This window comes from Neoaquamicrobium microcysteis (genome assembly GCF_008180155.1).
Lineage (GTDB): Bacteria > Pseudomonadota > Alphaproteobacteria > Rhizobiales > Rhizobiaceae > Aerobium > Aerobium microcysteis.
This window is the reverse complement of sequence record NZ_VSZS01000058.1, coordinates 54,924-75,604: the sequence shown is the minus strand read 5'-3', so window position 1 is coordinate 75,604 and position 20,681 is coordinate 54,924. Positions and strand designations below refer to the sequence as shown.

Genomic DNA, 20,681 nt, shown 5'->3' with positions numbered 1-20,681 from the left:
TCAGGCCGGTCCGCGCCACCAGTCGCGCCCGCCGGCAAGCCGTTCGATGCCCGCCTGCTCCACCGCCGCCAGCCGCTCGGCCGCCGTGCTGCCGGAGAGGTCGAGGCCGGGAGCGATTTCGGCTAGAGGCGCCAGCACGAACGCGCGCTCACCCATGCGCGGGTGGGGCACCTGCAGCCCCTCCTCGTCAATGCGCTCGTCAGCGAACACCAGCACGTCCATGTCGATCAGCCTCGGACCCCAGCGCTCCGCGCGCACGCGTTTGAGCGCGCGTTCGGTTTCAAGGCAAAGGTCGAGCAATTCCCGCGCTGTCAGCGTCGTATCGACAGCCGCGACCGCATTGAGAAAATCGGGCTGGTCTATCCTGCCCCACGGCGGCGTGCGGTAAAGCGAGGATACCTCGGCCACGGTGACGGCCTCGTGCGCATCCAGCGCGCGCAGCGCGGCCCCCATGGCAGCCGCCGGATCGCCCAGATTCCCGCCCAGTCCCAGATAGGCGCGCGATTGCAAGGGCTTATTGGGGCCAGACAACCGTCACCTCGACATGGTCGAGCACGCCGGGAACTGGCGCATTCGGCTTGCGCACGGTGATTTCGGCCCGTCGGATTTGCGGAAACTTCCTGCACAGCGCCTGCGCCACATCGAACGCCAGCGCTTCGATGAGAAAGCGCCGACGCCCCGTGACGATCTTCTCTATCTCGATGAAGGCGACACCGTAATCCACTGTCGCATCGATCGAATCGCTCTCCAGCGCGCTATCCGGAACGACATCGAGCTGCGCATCGACATAGAAGCGCTGACCCAGCGTCTCCTCTTCGTCCAGAACACCATGTCGGGCGAAGAACGCGCAGTTCTTCATGCGGATCGTATACATCAGGCTGGTTTCCTCTGCGCGGTCATCCCGCGCGCCACCATAGCATCGGCAAAGCGCAGCGCGTCCATGTTGATTGCGACATCATGCACGCGGAATATGACGGCTCCCTGCAAACGCAGGATGACGCTTGTCGCAGCCGTGCCGGGCCCACGCTCTGCAGGTTCGCGGCCGGTCACGGCGCCCACGAAGCGCTTGCGCGACGTGCCTACGAGCAGCGGCCGCCCAAGGCCGGAAAGCTCGCCGAACCGTGCCATCAGATCGAGATTTTCCTCGGGCGTCTCCTTGGCGAAGCCGAAGCCCGGATCGAGCAGGATGCGCCGCTCCTCGACACCTGCCTGCCGGGCGATCTCGAGCGACCGCGACAGGAAAGCGACTTGATCCTCGATCACATCGTCCAGTTTCAGCCGTTCGCGCCCGGTATGCATGACGACGAGGCCGGCGCCGGTTTCGGCGGCAACCCGCGCGATGCCGGGCTCGCGCTGCAGGCCCCAGACATCGTTGACGATATGCGCGCCAGCCGCCACGGCAAGCCGTGCCGTCTCCTCCCGATAGGTGTCGACGGAAATCAGCACGTCATCGCGGCCGGCCAGCGCCTCGATGACCGGAAGGATGCGCGCCTGCTCCTCGGCGGCGCTTACGGCAGCGCCTCCCGGGCGCGTGGATTCCCCTCCCACGTCGATGATGGACGCTCCCTCGCCTATCATCCGCTCGGCCTGCGCAAGCGCATCATCCCCTTGCTGAAACAGCCCTCCGTCGGAAAAGCTGTCCGGCGTCACGTTCAGCACGCCCATGAGGCGCGCGACCGGCCCCAGCTCTAGGCTGCGGCCGTGGGCGAGAGGCCACTGGAGGGGCTGGAACATGGCGTTTCGTCCAATCTTCAACTGCCAGCGTTCTGGTCCGCCCGCCCGCCAAAAGCAACGTCGTTGTGCAAGATTTCAGGGGCGATAACCCCCTCGTTACGTATCGGTGCGACATTCTCCATTGCCTGCCGTGGACCCCTGCCCCACACTGGCCGCAAAAGGAGACGCCATGAAGAAGCTTGTACTCGCCGCCGGCATCATGGCGCTGGCCAGCCTGCCATCGCACGGCGCAAGCATTTCGCGGACCTACAGCTATTTCACCATCGGCGGGGTTACCCTTGAGGAAATCGAGCAGGAACTGAAGAAGCGCGGCCCGCAGATCGGCGGCCAGGGCGCCAGGCATCCCGGTGCGACGCGCATGGAGTTCACCACCCGTGTCGGATACGGCGAGAGCAATGGGCGCTGCAGCGTCCTCCAGGCCGATGTCAGCGTGAAAGCCACCATGATCCTGCCGCGCTGGAACAAGCGCGGCCGCGCCGAAACGGAAACGCGTTTCGTCTGGGACACGCTCTCTTCAGACATCAGGCGGCACGAGGAAAGCCATGTTGTCATTGCGAAAAATCACGCGCGCGACATGGAGAGAGCGCTGTTGCAGGTTCGAAACGAGCCCAGTTGCGAGGCGGCGCAGAGCAAGGCGGCCGCTGTCAGCGAGCGCATCCTCGCCGCCCACGACAAGGCACAGGACGATTTCGACCGCATCGAGGGAATCAATTTCGAGCGCCGGCTGATGCGGCTGATGGACTACCGGATGGAACGAATAGAGTCGGGACGGATCCCGCCCAGCTGAACCGTCAGGTCAGCCCTGCCTTTCGGGCACGTTGACGACCAGGCCGTCCAGCTCGTCGCGGACGCGGATCTGGCAAGACAATCGCGAGGTCGGCCGCACGTCATAGGCGAAGTCCAGCATGTCTTCTTCCATCGCCTCGGGCGAGCCGACGATAGCACTCCATGCGTCGTCGACATAGACATGGCAGGTCGCGCATGCGCACGCGCCGCCGCATTCCGCCTCGATACCGGGCACGGAGTTGCGGATCGCGTTCTCCATCACTGTGGAGCCGTTTTCCGCCTCGACTTCGAAGCGTGTGCCGTCGAAGGCGACATAGGTGATCTTGGTCATTGGATTGCCTTAGGAGACGTGCTGGCCGCTGCGGGCCGATTTTGGCGCGAGAGATACAATCTCGCCGCGACAAGTCAACCGCGACCAGTCGGCGCGTCTCAGCGGTTGATGGCAGCCACGAAGTCCCGCACCTCATCGATGAGGCCCGGGAGCTTGGCAAGATGCGTCTTGCTTGAAGGCGTCTTCTCGATCTCGTCGGCGCAATCTGCCACGGCGAATGCGCCGACGCCGCGGGCCGCGCCCTTGAGCGTATGCGCCAGCATCTTCCGCTCGGCCTCGTCAGCCAGCGGCAATCGCTCGCGTATCGAGATCATCTGCTGCACGAACAGCTCCAGCACCTCCTGCTCCAGCGCTCTGTCGCCGAGTGTCTGGCGGGCCAGATGCACGAGATCTACCGGCCTTGCGCCGGGCCTGCCACATGTTTCTCCGCCCGGCTTGCCGAACGCCATCGTCTCATCCGCCCCCGGCGTCATGACCCTTCACCCCATTGTCCCCACGGGGCAAAGTGTGCTTCGTCAAGGTACACAACCGGTTAATGAAGGAGTTAACTTCCGGCGGCAGGGGCACGCATCGCCCGGCAGCCAAAAGCCGTTTGGTGTCCGCCTGTTAACCTTATATTTAAAGTTTTACACATGGCGGCGAATGGCAGTTTCCTTTGTCGCCCTGTCCCAGTACGATACGCCATGGCCCGTAAAAGGCCCAAATGAGCGGGCACGAGGCGTCGTAAAGGCGGCCCGCGACACGAGTACAGGGTAGCAGCGGCATGGCGCGTAAAGCAACGACGACAACCAATCTCGATAGCGAAGTGGCCAAGGAGCTCGAAGACGCGCTCGACATCGACCTGTTTGTCGATGACGAGGATGGCGGCCTCGACATGGCCGGCTCGATGGCGGACTTCGAAGCGCAGATCAACAAGGCCGCCGAAGACCTTGCAAGGGATTCGCGCGCCGGCGCCAAGCCGGAGCCGTTGAAGGTCGAGCAGCCCGCGGCAAAGGCCCCGGCCGTCGCGCCTGCCGCTCCCAGGCCCTCCCCTGCACCCACCCAGCCGACAAGGCTTGCCGGCAGCGCCGCTGCGTCCGACCTCAAGCCGGTGGCCGCCCCTGCGCCGGCCGCGCCGTCCTCATTCGCGCACGCCAACGACGACCGCCAGAAGGACTATCGCGCGCTCCAGCAGCAGATGCGCCGTAGCAGCCCGCGTACCATCTACTGGCTGGTGTCGCTGCTTTCGCTCGCGTGGATCGCGGGCGGCGTGCTTCTCGGCCACATGCTCTTCTCACCAGCCATATGGGAAGTGCGCTCCATCCAGCAGCTCATGGCCACGCCGCAGCTCATCGGGCTGATCGTAGGCATCGTCGTGCCGATCGTCCTGTTCTGGGGCTTCGGCGTCATGATCCGGCGCGCGCAGGAGATGCGCCTTGCCGCCCAGTCGATGGCCGAGGTGGCCTTCCGTCTGGCCGAGCCTGAGCATCTGGCAACCGATCGCGTCATGATGGTGGGTCAGGCCGTGCGCCGCGAGGTGCAGGCGATGGGCGAAGGTATCGAGCGTACGCTGGCGCGCGCCGTCGAGCTCGAGACCCTGGTTCATACCGAGGTCAACGAGCTCGAGCGCGCTTACACCGACAATGAAAGCCGCATCCGCACGCTCATCGACGGGCTCGGCAGCGAGCGCGAAGCGGTCGTCACCCATGCCGAGCGCGTGCGCTCGTCCATCTCGGGCGCGCATGAGACCCTCAAGGAAGAGCTCGATCAGGCCAGCGACGTCATCCGCCAGAACATTCTGGGCGTCTCGTCGCGCCTCAGCAGCACGATCTCCGATTCCGGCGCGCAGCTCGTCGATCGCATCAACGAGAGCGGCGTCTCGATGTATGACGCCATCGACCAGCGCCTCGATGTGATCTCGGACCGCATCACCACCTCTGGCGAGGCTTTCGCGAGCCTGCTCGACACGCGTATCGCGCGGCTCACCCAGAGCACCGACGATGTGACCCGTACCCTCTCGCAGATGCTCGACGAACGCACCACCGGCATGGTCTCGCTGCTGGGCGGCGCCACCACCTCGCTCAACAACGAGCTTGGCGCCCGCCTCGAAGGCATCGAGGCGACCCTGCGCGAGCGTGGTCAGGCGCTTATCCACGAGTTCCAGACCCGCGCGGAAGCGCTCGATACCGGCGCACAAAAGCTCAATGCCGCGCTGGAAGCGCGCGCGCGCCAGATAAACGAGACGCTGGTCGAACGTTCCCGCCAGATCGCGCAGACGTTCACCGACGGCAAGAACGGCATTTCGAGCCTCATCGACGAGAGCAAGGCACGCATCGGTTCCGAGATGGCCGAGCTGGTCATGTCCACCTCCACCATGCTGGAAAGCCGCGCATCGGACTTCGCCAGCCGCCTCGCCGGCGGCCGCGACATGATCGCGCAAGCGCTGGAAGCCGACCTTCAGCGCATTGAGGCCTCGCGCCAGAGCGTTGACACGGCTATGAGCAGCCATGTGGAGAAGCTGGCCGAAGGCCGCGCCATGATGGTGCAGGCGCTGGACGAAGATCTGCGCAAGCTGACCGAGGCACGCGCCAACGTCGATGCCGCCGTCACGGGCCACGTAGAGAAGTTCGCCGAAGGCCGCCAGCAGATCGCCTCGATGCTCGACAGCGATCTCGCCCGCATCAAGCTGGCGCGCGACGGCATCGATCAGGTGGCTACACAGCACCTCAAGTCTCTGGAAGAGCGGCAGAAGGACCTCACCACCGCGATCTCCGTCGATCTGGCCAAGGTGGAAGACGCCTTCGATCGCCAGACCAACATCATCGGCGAGCGCACGCTTGACCTCCAGGCCGCCCTGGGCCGCAGTGTCGAGCAGATGAAGGGCGCGCTCGGCGAGGAGGTCGCGCATATCGACGAGGCGCTGGCCGCGCATACCGGCCAGATCCAGCAGCGTACGCAGGCAATCGAAACGGCGCTCGCCACCGGTGCCGAGCAGCTTCGCGGTGTGATCGCCGACGATGTCGCCAAGATCGACGAAGCTTTCTCCCACCAGCAGGGCGTCATCGAGGCCCGTACCCGCACGATGGAAAGCGCCCTTTACGCCGGCGCGGAGAATATCCGCAACGCGCTCGGGGACGACATTTCCCGCATCGAGGATGCGTTCAGCCGCCAGACAGGCGTGATCGAGGCGCGCACCAAGGTGCTCGAGGATACGCTGCTTGGCGGGGCGGAGACGGTGCGCAACGCGCTCGGCGACGACATCGCCCGGATCGAAGGCGCGTTCGCGCAGCAGACTGGCGTCATCGAGGCGCGTACGAAGGCGCTCGAAAGCACGCTGCTTTCAGGTGCTGAAACCGTACGCAATGCGCTCGATCAGGATATCGCCCGCATCGATCATGCCTTCGAGCGGCAGGCCGGTGCCATCGAAATCCGCACCAGCGCGCTCGCCGACACGCTTAACGCCGGTGCCGAAACGGTGCGCAACGCGCTTGGTGACGACATCACCCGCGTCGAAACCGCATTCGCCAATCATGCCGGCATCGTCACCGAGCATACGAGGGCGCTGGAAAACGCCCTGCATGCAGGCGCGGAAGGCGTGCGCAATGCGCTCGGCGAGGACCTTTCCAAGATCGAGGAGGCATTCGCCCGCCAGTCCGGCGTGATCGAGGAGCGCACCCAGAGCATGGAGCGCGCCCTCAACATCGGCGTCCAGAACGTCAAGGGCGCACTGGAAGGCAGCGCCGTTGCGGTTGCCGGTTCGCTGCGCGACAAGGTGCTGGAAGTTACCGCCTCACTGGGCGAGGAAGCGGGTAAGGCGGTTGCCGATGCCGATGCGCTTATCGCCGCGCGCGCCGAACAGGCCGCACAGGCTCTCTCCGCCCGCGCAGGCGAATTTACCGATGTCTTCGAGGCCGCCGAACGTCGACTTGCCGAGCGCACGCTGGCTACCGGTGAAGAACTGCGCGGCCATGCCGAGCACGCGGCCGGCATCTTCTCGGCGCGCGCTGCCGAGATCCGCATCGCCTTCGACGACGCCGACAAGCGTCTGGCCGACCGCATTTCGCTGTCCGGCTCCGAACTGGGCAGCCAGGTCGACAGCATCGCCCAGTCGCTGGCCAACCGCGCTGCCGAGATCGCCCGCTCGTTCGAGGGCACGGACCAACGCCTTGCAGAGCGCGCTTCTGCCCTCGCCGAGGTCTTCGCGAACGCTGACGACGCCATTGTCTCACGCACGCAGCAAACGGCTTCCGAGCTTGAAGCGCGCGCGGCAGCCATACGTCAGATTTTCGCCAAGGCCGACGACGCCATTGTTTCACGGACGCAGCAGACGGCTTCCGAACTGGAAGCGCGTGCCGCAGCCATAGGCGAGATTTTCGCCACGGCAGACGAAGCCATCGTTTCGCGCACGCAGCAGACAGCTGCCGAGCTCGAAGCTCGCGCGGCGTCGATCGCTCAGTCGCTCGATGGTGCCGACCAGCGCCTCGCTGCCGGCGCAAGCGCGATTGCCGCACGCATCGACGACAACATCTCTGGCGCCGAACAGCGCCTGAGCGCAGGCGTCGAACATGTCGGCGAGAAGCTGCAGGAGCAGATCTCCCGTGCCGAGGCGGATTTGCGCGCTCGCGCCGACGCGCTTTCCCAGGCATTCGCCGCGGTCAACGATCAGGTCGGAACGTCGGCGACGGAAGCCGCCCTCACGATCGACGAGCGTACGCGGGAGCTCAACGCTCTCCTGTCGGCCCGCTCGTCCGACCTCGCCCGTATTCTCGACGAGCGCGCGGCTCCGCTGGTGCAGCGCTTCGCGGAAAGCGGCGGCGAGCTCCAGAAGAGCCTCGAGATCGCCACCGAACAGGCGACCGAGCGCCTTCGCCAGCAGAACGCGGCACTGGTCAACGCCCTTGCGACCCGTACTGCCGAGACGCTCACGGCGGTGGATGCAGCCAGCAACAATCTTTCCGACAATGTCTCGAACCTCATCGACCGACTCACAGCGTCGAACGAGAAGTTGGGCGAACTCGTCGAGCAGGCCGCGACGAACCTCGTCAGCCTTGACGACAAGATCGTGGGCACGACGGAGCGCTTTGCCTCCAGCACGGAGCGCGCCGCCCAGTCGTTCGCAAGCTCGGCTCGCCTGATCGACTCCAACGCCGGCCGCCTGACCGAGCTGTCGTCCTCCACGCTCAAGGACATCGCCGCAATCGCAACGCGCTTCGACGAGCATGCGCAGGTGCTCAACTCCGCCTCCGACCTGCTCGGCTCGGCGCAGAACGACCTCGCCTCCACGCTCGACGGCCGCCAGCAGGCACTGGAAAGCCTCGCCGTCGGCCTCGTCAAGAAGTCGGAAGATATCGAGCGCGTGATGCGTTCCTTCGAGGACCTCGTCGGCAACGCGCTGGAGAAGGCCGAAGGCCGCACCCGCACCTCGACCGAGCACATCCGCGCCGCGATCGCCGAGGCCGTGGATGGCGCTGCCAAGCGCTTCGCCGAGGCGACCGAAGAAATCCGCAGCACCGCCGGCACCATCCGCCGCGAGCTGGAGCAGACCCGAGCAGAGGTCAAGAAGGGCGTGATGGAACTGCCCGAGGAGACCAAGCAGTCCACCTCCGCAATGCGCCGTGCCGTCAGCGAGCAGATCAACGCGCTCAAGGAGCTGGCCGATATCGTGGCGAAGTCCGGCCGCGCCATCGACGCGACGGACCGCAAGGCTGCGCCCCGTGCCGCAGCCCCTTCGCTGACGCCTCCCCCGGCAGCGCCTGTGGCAGAGCGCAAGCCTGCGCCGCCGTTAGCCGACACGCCGCTGCGCGGTGGGCTGACGGCCGCCCCGGTTCGTGAGCGCGATCCGCAGGCGCCTTCGGGCGGCTGGGTCAAGGATCTGCTGCGCGGCGCGTCGCGCGAGGAGGCAGCACCGGCCGCCGGTGCCGAGCGTTCGCCGCTCCATCTGGTCGAATCGCTCAACTCGCTCTCGGTCGATATCGCCCGCGCAATCGACCACGAAGTCTCGATCGAGCTTTGGGACCGCTACCGCCGTGGCGAGCGCAACGTCTTTACCCGCCGGCTCTACACGCTGAAGGGCCAGCAGACGTTCGAGGAAATCCGCCGCAAGTATCAGGCAGACAGCGATTTCCGCGAAGCCGTCGATCGCTACTGCCGCGATTTCGAGAAGTTGCTTCAGGATGTCGGCCGCAACGACCGCGACAACATGATGACGCAGACCTACCTCACCTCCGATACCGGCAAGGTCTACACCATGCTGGCGCATGCGAGCGGCAGGTTGAAGTAAGGCCCTCGGCGCCATGAAGCGTTGCGAAGGCGGGCTTGTCCCGCCTTCGTCTTTTTCGGGCAATGAACGGAAGCCGCCCGGCGGCTTAAGTTTGCCGCGTTTGCACCCGATGCTTCGCGCGCAGGACAGGAGAAGGATCACGCGATGCGCAAAGCTATCGTTCTGGCATTGACGGCCCTTGCGCTTGCCGGCTGTCAGAACTCCGTCGCCGTCCAGCGCGAGCGAGAGGTCGTCGGCTCCATGCAGTTCGACACCGTGCCGTGCGGCGAGCTCACGCAGCGGCGCAACCAGCTTGCGGCGCAGCACGGTCTGTCTCCGGATGTGGAGCGCGAGCCGCAGCAGGAATCGCTATCCGCAGGCTTCGATCTCGTCATTCCGGACGGCCGCAGCGACGCGGCGCGGGCAAAGGCGCGCGCCATCGGCGAGATCACCGCAATGAACAATTCAATGAAGCGGCGAAACTGCGGCGCAGCCTGAGGCTGCGCCATGGCCTTTCGCCCATACGTTGGCGTATCCGGCAATCTTCCAGATAGAAACGAGGTTGGAGCGGGCGATTGCGCCTTGCCGTGCAACACTCGCGTGCATGATGCGTTTCCTTCCTGAAAGGAGACACCCATGGACCTCTTGCTGATTGCCGCTATCGCCGCCCTGCTGCTGACCGCATACCTCACCTACCGCGGCTATGCCGCCCGCGCGCGCGGCCGCCGCACGCCCGATCAGGAAGTCTGACCCGGCCCTTCCGCCGCTTCCTTCTGCTAGGGCGCAGCGGCGACTTGTTCGGCTCACGAGATCCAGGGCCGGCCGCAAATCGGCGTAGCGAGGCAGCTCAAGTTGCTCGAAAAAGCCGTCGGCCACACGGTGTAAGAACGCGAGCAGACCAACTCCTCGTTTCACGCTGACGCCACGGCGTCCCTTGGGGGCGCACATCACCGTCGCAAAGCGCCCTCCGAGCGAGAGGCGGCTGCGTAACCTTTTCTACATGGTTCCCAGAGACCACGGCACCAGTTCGTTCAGGACCTGCGCGAGCGCGCGGTCGAGCGCGGCGACATAGGCATCGTTGCCGGAACCGCCGACGGGTGCGGATGCGGCGAAGCTGCGCGAGGCGCGCACGACACCGTTGCGGTCGTTCAGCACCTTCACGTAGAGCCGCACTTCGGCACGCGCCGGACCGTCCAGCCGGATTTCGAACGAGCGTACCTCGGTGACGATCTGGTAGTCGATCGCCAGCCCCTCGCCCGGCTTGCCGACGCCTCCGAGCCTGCCTGTCGATTGCAGGGCCTCGACCATCCGCGCCTGCACGATGCGCGGCAGGCGGTCGGCCCACTGCGCGCCTTTGAGGAACTCGACCGAGCCTGCAGCCGGCCGGATCACGACATTCTCGCCGTCAAGAACCTTGAGCGCGGTCGGCTCTGCAACCAGAACCTGCGTCCGGCCCCGGCGCGGCTCCGTTGGGTCGACCGCCGTTCCAGCCGTCAGATCATAGGTGTCCAGCGGCGCCGGCCCACCGCCCGGCAGGGCAGCGCATCCGGACACAGCAAGGAGTGCGACGAGCGCGCACGCTCTCAAACTTCTACCGATCATACCAACTCGTCCCACCGGCCGTCGGAGTGCAGGCCCTTGAAAACCGTTAATTTTTGGCGGTGTGCGTCGACCATGTCAACGTCGCGCACGACCGTCATACTCCCTCACGCTGCCTGCTCCACCGGTAATTATACGCTGCGGATTGCGTTCCAGATCGGTGATCGCCTGCTCGATGCGGGTGATGGAGCGCCGCGAATCGCGCACCAGCGACTCGACTTCGCGCAGTCCCTGTCCGGAGAAGCGTGCCAGCCCGTCGGTGATGGTGCCCATGCGCGCGTTGAGTGTATCGGCCACTTCGCGGAACGCGCGCAGCGTCTCGCCCGCATCGCTCATGAGCCCTTCCGCCTCGCCCGAGCCCAGCAGGCTGTCCACGCGCGCCAGCACGCCGTCGACCCGCTTCGATGCCTCGTTGAGGCGAGCGGCGATCTGCTGCGCATCGGTGATGATGCCATCTATGTCGCCTGCCCGCTCCCCGAACCGCTCGGTCACCTTCGCCACGTCGTTGACGGCGGCGTTGACGGTGGTGCTTGCCTGCTCGAAATTGGTCAGGGCCGTACGCACGGCCGCAGCATCGACCCCGTCGAGAACCCCGTCGATCTTGGCCAGCGTGTCGTTCGCCGAAGCCGAGAAGCGCGCGATCTCGCTCGCGGCACTGTTCACCTCGCCCATGATGCCTTCGAGCCCGCTGCTGGCTTCGTCGATCCGTCTCGTGAACTGTTCGATGTTATTCACCGTCGCCGAAATCTGGTCGGTATCTACCGACCGAATAAGGTCTTCGGCCGCGGCCAGCGTGGAATCCAGACGACCGGACACGCCCGACAGCGTCTCCGACATCGACGTAACGCTCGCAAGAAACCGGTCGATTCCCTCGGCATTGCGGCTGAGCGCGCCCGAAAACTCTTCGACGTTGCGCAGCGTCTGGGTGATGGGGCCTCTTGCGTCGCCCGCCAGCCCCTCCAGATCGCTCAGCACCGAGTCCGCCCGGCGGAAGATGTTCTGCGCGCTCTCAAGCAGGTTGGAAACGGCTGACGGGTTGGCCGTCATCTCGGCGATCGTCCCCTCGGCCTCCGCCAGATCGAGCAAGTTCGGCTCGGCCGGGTTGCCGCCACGAAGCTCGATATTCGCCTGGCCGGTCGTCAGGCCCGCAAGACCGACATCGGCCTGGGTGGACTCGGTGATGGGCGTCAGGCGGTCGACCTCGGCTTCCGCGATCGCCACCGACGGGTTGGACACGTCGATATAAACACGCGTCACGTCGCCGACCTTGATGCCGTTGAAGAGCACCACGCTGCCGCGCGTCAGGCCCGACGCGGAACCGGGAATGCGAAAGCGCAACGTCGAAACCTCGCCCCTGTCGCCGACACCGGATGTCCAGTAGACGAAGCCGAACGCGGCAAGCACGGACAGGACCGTGAAGATGCCGACGATGACGTAGTTGGCTCTTGTCTCCATTCGTCCTTCCCTACGCTTGCTCTCGGGCTTTGAGATCGATCTGCCGCGCGCGCTTGCCGCGGAAATACGACTTCACCCACGGATCGTCGAATTTCATCATGTCTTCGATGGTCCCATCGACGAGAACCTTCTTCTTGCCGAGCACCGCGATGCGGTCGCACACCGAAAACAGGCTGTCGAGGTCGTGGGTCACCATGTAGACCGTCAGGCCCATCGTATCGCGCAGCTTGGCGACCAGTTCGTCGAAATCGGCAGCGCCGATGGGGTCGAGGCCGGAAGTCGGTTCGTCTAGGAAGACGATATCGGGGTCGAGCGCCAGCGCGCGGGCAAGTGCGGCGCGCTTTATCATGCCGCCGGAGAGTTCCGAGGGAAACTTGTCGGCCGCGTCCGGAGGCAGGCCGACCAGTTCCAACTTCAGCATCGCCAGTTCGTCCATCAGCTTCTTCGGCAGGTCGAGATATTCGCGCATCGGCACCTGGATGTTTTCCCGCACCGACAGCGCGGAAAACAGCGCCCCGTGCTGGAACAGCACGCCAAGCCGCATGTCCACCTGCATCCTCTGCTGCTCATCGATCTGGTCGAGATCGAGCCCGAAAATGGAGACGGTGCCCGAGCGCTTGGGCGTCAGCCCCAGCACCGTGCGCAGCAGCACCGACTTGCCGGTGCCCGAAGCGCCCACGAAACCCAGGATTTCGCCGCGATAGACATCGAGCGACAGATTGTCGAGCACCACATTGTCGCCGAAGGCCACCGTCACGTCGCGCACCGACAGCACGACTTCGCGCGTGTCTTCCGTGCGCGAAGCGTTGGGGTCCATGTGCAGCGTTTCGGTCTGTTCCATCCTCGCTCCGGTCAGAAATCGATGGCCACGTAGAACATGGCGAACAGGCCGTCGAGCACGATGACGACGAAGATGGCCTTCACCACCGAGGAGGTGACGTGGCGGCCGAGCGATTCCGCACTTCCGCCCACCTTCATGCCTTCGACCGATGCGACGATGCCGATAATGAGCGCCATGAAAGGGGCCTTGATGAGGCCGGCGAAGATCGTCGAGAGGTCGATGCTGGCGCGCAGCCGGTCGATGAACTGCTCCGGAGGGATGCCGGAATACATCCACGCCACGGCCATGCCGCCGCCCAGCGTTGCGGCGTTCGCGATGATGGTCAGGCAAGGTATGGCGATCACCAGAGCCACCAGCCGCGGAAACACCAGCACGCCGATGGGGTTGAGGCCGATCACCTTCAGCGCGTCCACCTCCTCGCGCATCCGCATCGACCCTATCTCGGCGGTTATGGCGCTGCCTGAACGACCCGCGACCATGATGGCGGTCAAAAGGACGCCCAGTTCGCGCAGCGCCAGTATCCCTACCAGATCGACGATGAAGATTTCCGCGCCGAACCAACGAAGCTGGTAGGCGCCCTGCTGTGCGACGATGGCGCCCACGATGGTGCAGATCAGAACCACGACGGGGATCGCACCGACGCCCATGCGGTCGATCTGGTGAAAGATGGCGGCGGGATTGACGGCATGGCCGCGCCCCAGCTTCATCTGCGCGCCCCGGATCGTCGCACCCAGTATGTACATCCCGAAGACGAGGTCTTTCCACGCGCTCTCGGTAGCCCGGCCGATCGCCTCCAACCACCGAATCAAGAAGAAGGGCGGCGTTTCGGTCCGGCGTCCCTCGCGCGGCTCGATAGCCTCGCGCACCGCGGGCAGCAGGATGCGGGCGGCGTCCGACGCCCCGGCTATCTCGACCGTGTCGCCACGCGCCGCGCGCGCCGCCGCCAGCCGCTCGATGAGCCACGCGCCTGCCGTGTCCATGCGGCGCACGGCGGAAATATCGATGACTGTTGTGCCGGTTGCAGGCGAATTTTCAAGCTCCCGCATCCTTGCATCGACCAGATGCACGGAGCGCGTGTTCCAGACGCCGGAAAGCGTCCAGACCGCGTGTCCGTCCGTTTCGCTCACGGCAACGTCCGGCGTGCGCTCTGCGTCCGCCTGCCGCATGCTGCTTGCTTCGTCTGCGTCTTTGGTCAACATCGCGCCAGTCATAATGGGTCGGGCCGGCGCTGTCACTTTGCGAGCGCTGCCGCGAACGGCCGTGCACGGAGTTCTTTCATGAAGCGTGACCTTTTTGTCGAAGCTGAGCGGTTCCCCCTGGCTGCCGCGTTCACGATCTCGCGAGGATCGAAGACGGAAGCCGCTGTCCTGACATGCACGGTCAGCGAAGGTGAAAACGTCGGCCGGGGCGAATGCGTTCCCTATGCGCGTTACGGCGAGACGCTGGAGAACGTCCGCGAAGCCATCGAGGCCGTCCGCGACCTCATCGTCGCGGGCATGTCGCGCCAGGAACTGCAGAAGGTGATGAAGGCCGGCGCGGCGCGCAACGCGGTGGATTGCGCGCTGTGGGATCTGGAAGCCAGGCAGGAAGGCAGGCGGGTCCACGAGCGCGTATGCGCAGCGCCGCCCAGGGCATTGACGACTGCCTACACGATTTCGCTCGGGGAGCCGGACGCAATGGCCGCGCAAGCCCGCGAACACGCGCACCGGCCGTTGCTCAAGGTGAAGGTCGGCACCGGCGACGACGTTTCACGCATCGAGGCCGTCGCAACCGCAGCGCCCGCCAGCCGCATCATCCTCGACGCAAACGAGGGCTGGAGCCCTGAAAACATCGTCCGGCACATGCTGGCCGCCGCCCGCCACCGGGTTGCACTGATCGAGCAGCCCCTGCCGGCCGGCAAGGACGCGATTCTGCGCTCCATCCCCCATCCGGTACCGATCTGCGCCGACGAAAGCGCCCACACCGCCGACCAACTGGAGGAGTTGCTCGGGCTTTACGACGCCGTGAACATCAAGCTGGACAAAACCGGCGGCCTCACGGGTGCGCTGGAGCTGCGTGAACGCGCGCGAGCCTTGGGCTTCGGCGTCATGGTCGGGTGCATGGTGGGCACGTCATTGGCCATGGCCCCGGCCTTGCTGGTCGCGCAGGACGCCGATTTCGTCGATCTCGACGGGCCGCTGCTTCTGGCGCGCGACCGCGAGCCGCCGCTTTCCTATGAGGGATCGCTTGTCTCACCGCCGCAGCCGGCACTGTGGGGCTGAGCGGCCCGTCGCAGCGGAGCCGTCAGGTGGCGGCCGCGCGTCTGGCGAGCAGCAGCAGCACCACGCCCATGCCGGCCACGCCCGACATGACATAGAAGCCGCTCGCCCCCAGCATCTCATAGAGCGGCCCCGAAGCCAGCATCACCGATGCCATGGCGAACCCGTTGGCGAAGAACGCTGCCCCCTGCGCGGCACCCGTCCTGTCTTCCGAAACCGTTTCCGCGATCATCTTCTGCACGCCCAGCAACACCAACCCGGTGGATACTGCATGAAGCGATTGCGCGAGAAAGAAGCCGGTCGTCCCCAGCCCGGCCTGCCAGAACAGCGGAAAGGCCGCCCAGCGCACCATCGACGCGAAACCAGCGAAGATCAGCAGCCGCAAGGGCGATACGTGGCCGAAAAATCGCGTGAAGAACGCGAACATCACCACTTCGGCCACCACGGCCCACGCCCACAGCATGCCGATGGTGGTTTCGCCGATCCCGAGACCCTTCCAGTAGATCGAACCGAAGCCGTACAGCAGCCCGTGGCTGGCATTTATCACGCCCGCGCCGGCAACGAGGTAGAGAAAGGTCGGCGTCAGCAGCGAAGGCGCTGCCTGCTGCAGTTCGGCCGCTGACAGCGGTGAAGCCCGGCGCGGTCGGCCGAGCCGCGGCGCAAGCAGCGCCACGGCAAGCGTTGTCGCCAGTCCCACCGCCATGATCGTCGGCACAGCGCCCGGCCCCGTTGCGGCGAGGATCAGTCCGCCGGCCAGGTTGGCCACCAGAAACGACGACGAGCCCCATATCCTCATTCGCGAGTAGTCGGAACCGAAGCGCCGCACCCCCGAAAGCGCCAGCGAATCGGTCAGTGGCGCATGCGGCGTCCAGAAGACGGCGAGAACGAGCGATACCCCCAGCACGATCGTGTAGGTCGGAGGCAGGAAATAGCCGAGCGACAGCAGCAGCGAAGCTGCCACGAATGCCACCAGAACGTTGGCACGGTCGCGCGCGCGGTCAGCGAAAGCGGTCACGACCGGCGTCGTCACAACGCGCAGAAACAAAGGCGCGGCAAGGATGACGCCGATTTCGCGCGCACCGAACCCGACATGTTCCAGCCATAGGGGAAAATACGGCAGATGGATGCCGACCGGCAGGAACAGCGCGGCGAACATCAGCGAGATGCGCAGCTCGAAACGACGCGGTTTGACCATCTGGTCTGGCGTGAGAGGCGGCAGCGTCATCGGCGGGAGTCAGTCCGGAAGGCAGGAAAAGGAGTGACCTGCCATACCACGCCGCCGGCAAGGTCGATATGGGCCTGCGCTGGCGATACGCTCCGCCAGCGTCGATCCCACATAACCCGTCTTCACTGGCCTCATGAAGGTTGTACATCAAGGCGCGCGGGGCTAGTTTGCGCGCCTTATCGAAAGGGACATTCATGGATCTGGGCATCAAGGGCAAAAACGCCATCGTCTGCGCATCGAGCCGTGGGCTTGGCCGCGGCTGCGCCATGGCGCTGGCCGAAGCGGGCTGCAATCTCGTCGTCAACGGCCGCGACGCCGCCATTCTCGCCGCCACCGCGCAGGAAATCAGGGCCACCTACGGCGTTGACGTGATCGAGATCGCCGGTGACGTGAGCGACGTTTCCGTCCGTCAGGCGATGCTTGCCGCGTGCCCGAACCCCGACATCCTCGTCAACAACAATGGCGGCCCCCCGCTTCGCGATTTCCGCGAACTGACCCATGAGGCGATGGTCGCTGGTGTCACCAACAACATGATAACCCCGATCGAGCTGATCCAGGCTGTCATCGACGGAATGGCGGAGCGCGGTTTCGGCCGCATCGTCAACATCACCTCCCTGTCGGTCTATCAGCCCATTCCCGGCCTCGACCTTTCATCCGGCGCGCGCGCTGGCCTGACCGCGTTTCTTGCAGGCGTCGCGCGTACCGTCGCCTCGCGCAATGTCACGATCAACCACATCCTGCCCGGCAAGTTCGACACGGACCGCATCCGCAGCACCATCGAATTTGCGGCGAAGAAGGCTGGAAGCACGGTCGAAGAGCAGGCTGCCAGGCAGGCAGCGGCCATTCCCGCCGGGCGCTTCGGCACGCCGGAGGAATTCGGCCAGGCCTGCGCTTTCCTGTGCTCGACCCATGCCGGCTACATGACCGGCCAGAGCCTCATCCTCGATGGCGGCAACTATCCGAGTGCATTCTGAAATTCGTGGTCAACACTTCAATATAGGGGGGTAATCCATTGAAGCTCATACGTTTTGGTGAAAAGGGCAGCGAGAAGCCCGGCGTCGTCGATGGCGCAGGCAAAATCCGCGACGTATCGTCGATCGTCGCCGATTACGGCCCGGAGACGCTGTCGCCGGCGTTGATCGAGAAGCTCGCCGCATCCGATCTGTCGTCGCTGCCTGCAGCGCCTGAAGGCGCGCGTATCGGCGCGCCGGTCTCGCGCATCGGCCACTTCATCGCCATCGGCCTCAACTATGCGGACCATGCCGCTGAAACCGGTGCGGCCATCCCCGCCGAGCCGATCGTCTTCTCAAAGGCTCCGAACAGCTTGTCCGGTCCCAACGACGACGTCGTGATGCCGCGCGGCTCCAAGAAGCTGGACTGGGAGGTCGAGCTGGCCATCGTCATCGGCAAGCGCGCCGACTATGTCGAGGAAAGCGACGCGCTCGACTATGTGCTGGGCTACGCGCTCTGCAACGACGTGTCCGAGCGCGAGTTCCAGGCTGAACGCGGCGGACAGTGGATGAAGGGCAAGAGCGCGCCGACCTTCGGACCGCTGGGGCCGTGGATCGCCACGCGCGACGAGATCGCCGATCCCCAGGCGCTCGACATGTTCCTCGACGTCAACGGCCAGCGCTGCCAGACCGGCAGCTCGAAGACGATGATCTTCGGCGTCGCCCACATCGTCTCCTACCTGTCGCAGTTCATGGTGCTCGAGCCGGGCGACGTCATCACCACCGGCACGCCTCCCGGCGTCGGCCTTGGCATGAAGCCGCCAAAGTTCCTGAAGGTCGGCGACACCATGCACCTCGGCATCGCCGGCCTCGGCGAGCAGCGCCAGACGGTCGTGGCGCGCTGACGCGCGCCCAACGGCACAGCCAACGGAGACGACACCGACAATGAGTTCGCCGGACAAAGCGACGGCGCTTTCCGATCTCGACGAGAGCGCGCTTTTCTATCATCGTTATCCGGCACCGGGTAAGCTGGAAATCCAGGCGACCAAGCCGCTGGGCAACCAGCGCGACCTTGCGCTCGCCTACTCCCCCGGCGTGGCTGCCCCCTGCCTCGCCATCCAGGAAGACCCGTCCACGGCCGCGCTCTACACCGCGCGCGCCAACCTCGTTGCGGTCATCTCCAACGGCACCGCCGTGCTGGGTCTCGGCAACATCGGCGCGCTCGCTTCCAAGCCCGTCATGGAAGGCAAGGCCGTCCTGTTCAAGAAGTTCGCCGGCATCGACGTCTTCGACATCGAGATGGACGCGCCGGACATCGCCCGCATGGTCGATACTGTCGCCGCCCTCGAGCCCACTTTCGGCGGCGTGAACCTCGAGGACATCAAGGCGCCCGAATGCTTCGAGATCGAGGAGCAGTTGAAGGCGCGGATGAAGATCCCCGTCTTCCACGACGACCAGCACGGCACCGCCATCATCGTCGCCGCAGCGGTCCTCAACGGGCTTGAGCTCGCGGGAAAATCGCTTGAGTCCGCCAAGATCGTCACCTCGGGCGCGGGTGCTGCGGCGCTTGCCTGCCTCAATCTTCTGGTCTCGCTGGGCGCGAGGCACGAGAACATCTGGGTCACGGACCGTTTCGGAGTCGCCTACAAGGGCCGTATCGACGAGATGGACCGCTGGAAAGACCCTTACGTGAAGGACACGCCGGCGCGAGAGCTGGCCGACGTCATCGCGGGCGCAGATGTTTTCCTCGGCTTGTCGGCCGCCGGCGTGCTGAAGCCCGAGCTGCTGAAGGAGATGGCCGAAAAGCCGCTGATCCTGGCGCTCGCCAACCCGGTACCCGAGATAATGCCGCAGCTGGCGCGCGAGGCGCGGCCCGACGCGATGATCTGCACCGGCCGGTCCGATTTCCCCAATCAGGTCAACAACGTCCTGTGCTTCCCTTACATCTTCCGCGGTGCTCTCGATGTCGGCGCGACGGCGATCAACGAGGAGATGAAGATGGCCGCCGTGTGCGCCATCGCCGCCCTCGCCCGTGAGGAGCCGTCGGACGTGGCCGCGCGCGCCTATTCGGGCGAGACGCCCATTTTCGGCCCGGATTTCCTCATCCCCTCACCCTTCGATCCGCGCCTCATCCTGCGCATTGCGCCCGCTGTCGCCGATGCCGCCTGCAAGAGCGGCGTCGCCACCCGGCCTATCGAGGACATGGCCGCCTATGTCGATCGGCTGACGCGCTTCGTCTTCCGCTCCGGCCTCGTCATGAAGCCGGTCTTCTCCGCGGCCCGGTCGGCCACCGCCAACCGGGTCGTCTATGCCGATGGCGAAGACGAGCGTGTGCTGCGTGCCGCGCAGGTCGTGCTGGAGGAAGGCATCGCCCGTCCGATCCTCATCGGCCGTCCCCACGTCATCGACGTGAGGCTGCGCCGCTACGGCCTTCGCATCCGCCCAGGCACCGATTTCGAGATCGTCAACCCCGAGGACGATCCGCGCTACCGCGATTATGTCGAACTGCTCATCCGGCTGGCCGGTCGGCGCGGCGTCACGCAGGAAGCCGCCCGCACCATGGTGCGCACTAACAACACGGTGATTGCCGCGCTCGCCATGATGCGCGACGAAGCCGATGCGATGATCTGCGGGCTGGAAGGCCGTTTCGAGCGGCACCTGCGCAATGTCGATCTCATCATCGGCCGCCGCGATGGCGTCGGCGACCTGTCGGCCCTGTCGATGCTCATTTCGCAGCGCGGCGTCACCTTCTTCACCGACACCTATGTCACTGTCGATCCCACCGCCCGTGAGATCGCGGAGATGACGGTGCTCGCCGCCGAGGAGATCAAGCGGTTCGGCCTCACGCCCAAGGCCGCCCTGCTCTCGCATTCCAATTTCGGCTCCCGCGATTCCGCCAGCGCCCTCAAGATGCGCGAGGCGGCTGCCCTGCTCAAGAAGATCGCCCCCGACCTCGAGGCCGATGGCGAGATGCACGGCGATTCCGCGCTATCGGCGACGTTGCGCCAGCGCGTCTATCCGCATTCGGTGCTCAAGGATGAAGCCAACCTTCTGGTCTTCCCCAATCTCGATGCGGCCAACATCGCCCTCACCACCGTCAAGAGCATGCTGGATGCATTGCATGTGGGGCCGATCCTGCTCGGCACCGCCAGGCCGGCGCATATCCTCACGCCTTCGGTCACCTCACGTGGCGTGGTCAACATGACTGCGCTGGCGGTGGTGGAGGCGCATTCGCGCTCCGAGGCGACGATAGCGTAAACAGGC

The 20,681-nt window shown here is 65.4% G+C and carries 17 protein-coding genes; 7 read left to right on the top strand and 10 right to left on the bottom strand.

Going from position 1 to position 20,681, the window contains the following annotated elements; translation table 11 throughout:
* From folK to folP, 3 genes are read right to left on the bottom strand one after another with little or no spacing between them, the layout of a single operon-like run.
* Nucleotides 1-531, bottom strand: coding sequence for a 2-amino-4-hydroxy-6-hydroxymethyldihydropteridine diphosphokinase (gene folK, locus FY036_RS06725; RefSeq protein WP_148913949.1), 531 nt, complete (start codon nucleotides 529-531; stop codon nucleotides 1-3).
* Nucleotides 515-874 (bottom strand): dihydroneopterin aldolase, encoded by a 360-nt coding sequence (gene folB / locus FY036_RS06720; RefSeq protein ID WP_148913948.1) that lies wholly within the window; start codon nucleotides 872-874, stop codon nucleotides 515-517. The genes folK and folB overlap by 17 nt, the downstream gene beginning before the upstream one ends.
* Nucleotides 874-1,734, bottom strand: a complete 861-nt coding sequence (gene folP, locus FY036_RS06715) for a dihydropteroate synthase (RefSeq protein ID WP_148913947.1) — start codon at nucleotides 1,732-1,734, stop codon at nucleotides 874-876. Before folP ends, folB begins: the two co-directional genes overlap by 1 nt.
* Before the next feature lie 169 nt (nucleotides 1,735-1,903).
* Here folP and FY036_RS06710 point away from each other — a divergent pair, with 169 nt between their 5' ends.
* Nucleotides 1,904-2,521, top strand: a complete 618-nt coding sequence (locus FY036_RS06710; RefSeq protein ID WP_148913946.1) for a DUF922 domain-containing Zn-dependent protease — start codon at nucleotides 1,904-1,906, stop codon at nucleotides 2,519-2,521.
* Between the two features lie 9 nt (nucleotides 2,522-2,530).
* Here FY036_RS06710 and FY036_RS06705 read toward each other — a convergent pair whose 3' ends face one another.
* The gene (locus FY036_RS06705) at nucleotides 2,531-2,851 is read right to left on the bottom strand and encodes a 2Fe-2S iron-sulfur cluster-binding protein (protein WP_148913945.1); all 321 of its coding nucleotides are present in this window, start codon (nucleotides 2,849-2,851) and stop codon (nucleotides 2,531-2,533) included.
* Between the two features lie 98 nt (nucleotides 2,852-2,949).
* Nucleotides 2,950-3,324, bottom strand: coding sequence for an Hpt domain-containing protein (locus tag FY036_RS06700; RefSeq protein ID WP_148913944.1), 375 nt, complete (start codon nucleotides 3,322-3,324; stop codon nucleotides 2,950-2,952).
* A gap of 290 nt (nucleotides 3,325-3,614) precedes the next feature.
* On the opposite strand from FY036_RS06700, the gene FY036_RS06695 reads away from it, so the two are divergent.
* Both FY036_RS06695 and FY036_RS06690 read left to right on the top strand, forming a co-directional pair.
* A complete protein-coding gene (locus FY036_RS06695) occupies nucleotides 3,615-9,110 on the top strand; it encodes an apolipoprotein A-IV repeat region-like domain-containing protein (RefSeq protein ID WP_148913943.1) in 5,496 nt (1,831 codons plus the stop codon).
* A 144-nt stretch (nucleotides 9,111-9,254) separates the two neighbouring features.
* Nucleotides 9,255-9,587, top strand: a complete 333-nt coding sequence (locus FY036_RS06690) for a hypothetical protein (protein WP_148913942.1) — start codon at nucleotides 9,255-9,257, stop codon at nucleotides 9,585-9,587.
* 498 nt (nucleotides 9,588-10,085) lie between these two features.
* On the opposite strand, the gene FY036_RS06685 is transcribed toward FY036_RS06690, so the two are convergent.
* From FY036_RS06685 to FY036_RS06670, 4 genes are all read right to left on the bottom strand, one after another.
* Nucleotides 10,086-10,691 carry an ABC-type transport auxiliary lipoprotein family protein gene (locus tag FY036_RS06685; protein WP_148913941.1) on the bottom strand — a complete coding sequence of 202 codons (606 nt, stop codon included), beginning with the start codon at nucleotides 10,689-10,691 and terminating at the stop codon, nucleotides 10,086-10,088.
* A 75-nt stretch (nucleotides 10,692-10,766) separates the two neighbouring features.
* Entirely contained in the window at nucleotides 10,767-12,143 is a 1,377-nt protein-coding gene (locus FY036_RS06680; protein WP_148913940.1) for an MlaD family protein, read from the bottom strand.
* Nucleotides 12,144-12,153: 10 nt separating this feature from the next.
* Nucleotides 12,154-12,984: an ABC transporter ATP-binding protein gene (locus tag FY036_RS06675; protein WP_201744705.1), complete on the bottom strand. Its 831-nt coding sequence runs from the start codon at nucleotides 12,982-12,984 to the stop codon at nucleotides 12,154-12,156.
* Nucleotides 12,985-12,995: 11 nt separating this feature from the next.
* Nucleotides 12,996-14,183: an ABC transporter permease gene (locus tag FY036_RS06670; protein ID WP_148913939.1), complete on the bottom strand. Its 1,188-nt coding sequence runs from the start codon at nucleotides 14,181-14,183 to the stop codon at nucleotides 12,996-12,998.
* Between the two features lie 78 nt (nucleotides 14,184-14,261).
* Between FY036_RS06670 and dgcA the strand changes: the two genes are divergently transcribed.
* Complete coding sequence (gene dgcA / locus FY036_RS06665; RefSeq protein WP_148913938.1) at nucleotides 14,262-15,245, top strand: N-acetyl-D-Glu racemase DgcA; 984 nt, start codon at nucleotides 14,262-14,264, stop codon at nucleotides 15,243-15,245.
* A 22-nt stretch (nucleotides 15,246-15,267) separates the two neighbouring features.
* On the opposite strand, the gene FY036_RS06660 is transcribed toward dgcA, so the two are convergent.
* Nucleotides 15,268-16,467: an MFS transporter gene (locus FY036_RS06660; RefSeq protein WP_148913937.1), complete on the bottom strand. Its 1,200-nt coding sequence runs from the start codon at nucleotides 16,465-16,467 to the stop codon at nucleotides 15,268-15,270.
* A gap of 194 nt (nucleotides 16,468-16,661) precedes the next feature.
* Between FY036_RS06660 and FY036_RS06655 the strand changes: the two genes are divergently transcribed.
* Genes FY036_RS06655 through FY036_RS06645 form a run of 3 tightly spaced genes read left to right on the top strand, consistent with a single transcriptional unit; the run spans nucleotide 16,662 to nucleotide 20,675 of the window.
* Entirely contained in the window at nucleotides 16,662-17,441 is a 780-nt protein-coding gene (locus FY036_RS06655) for an SDR family oxidoreductase (protein WP_148913936.1), read from the top strand.
* 38 nt (nucleotides 17,442-17,479) lie between these two features.
* The gene (locus tag FY036_RS06650; protein ID WP_148913935.1) at nucleotides 17,480-18,322 is read left to right on the top strand and encodes a fumarylacetoacetate hydrolase family protein; all 843 of its coding nucleotides are present in this window, start codon (nucleotides 17,480-17,482) and stop codon (nucleotides 18,320-18,322) included.
* 40 nt (nucleotides 18,323-18,362) lie between these two features.
* A complete protein-coding gene (locus FY036_RS06645) occupies nucleotides 18,363-20,675 on the top strand; it encodes an NADP-dependent malic enzyme (protein WP_148913934.1) in 2,313 nt (770 codons plus the stop codon).
* Nucleotides 20,676-20,681 lie beyond the last annotated feature (6 nt).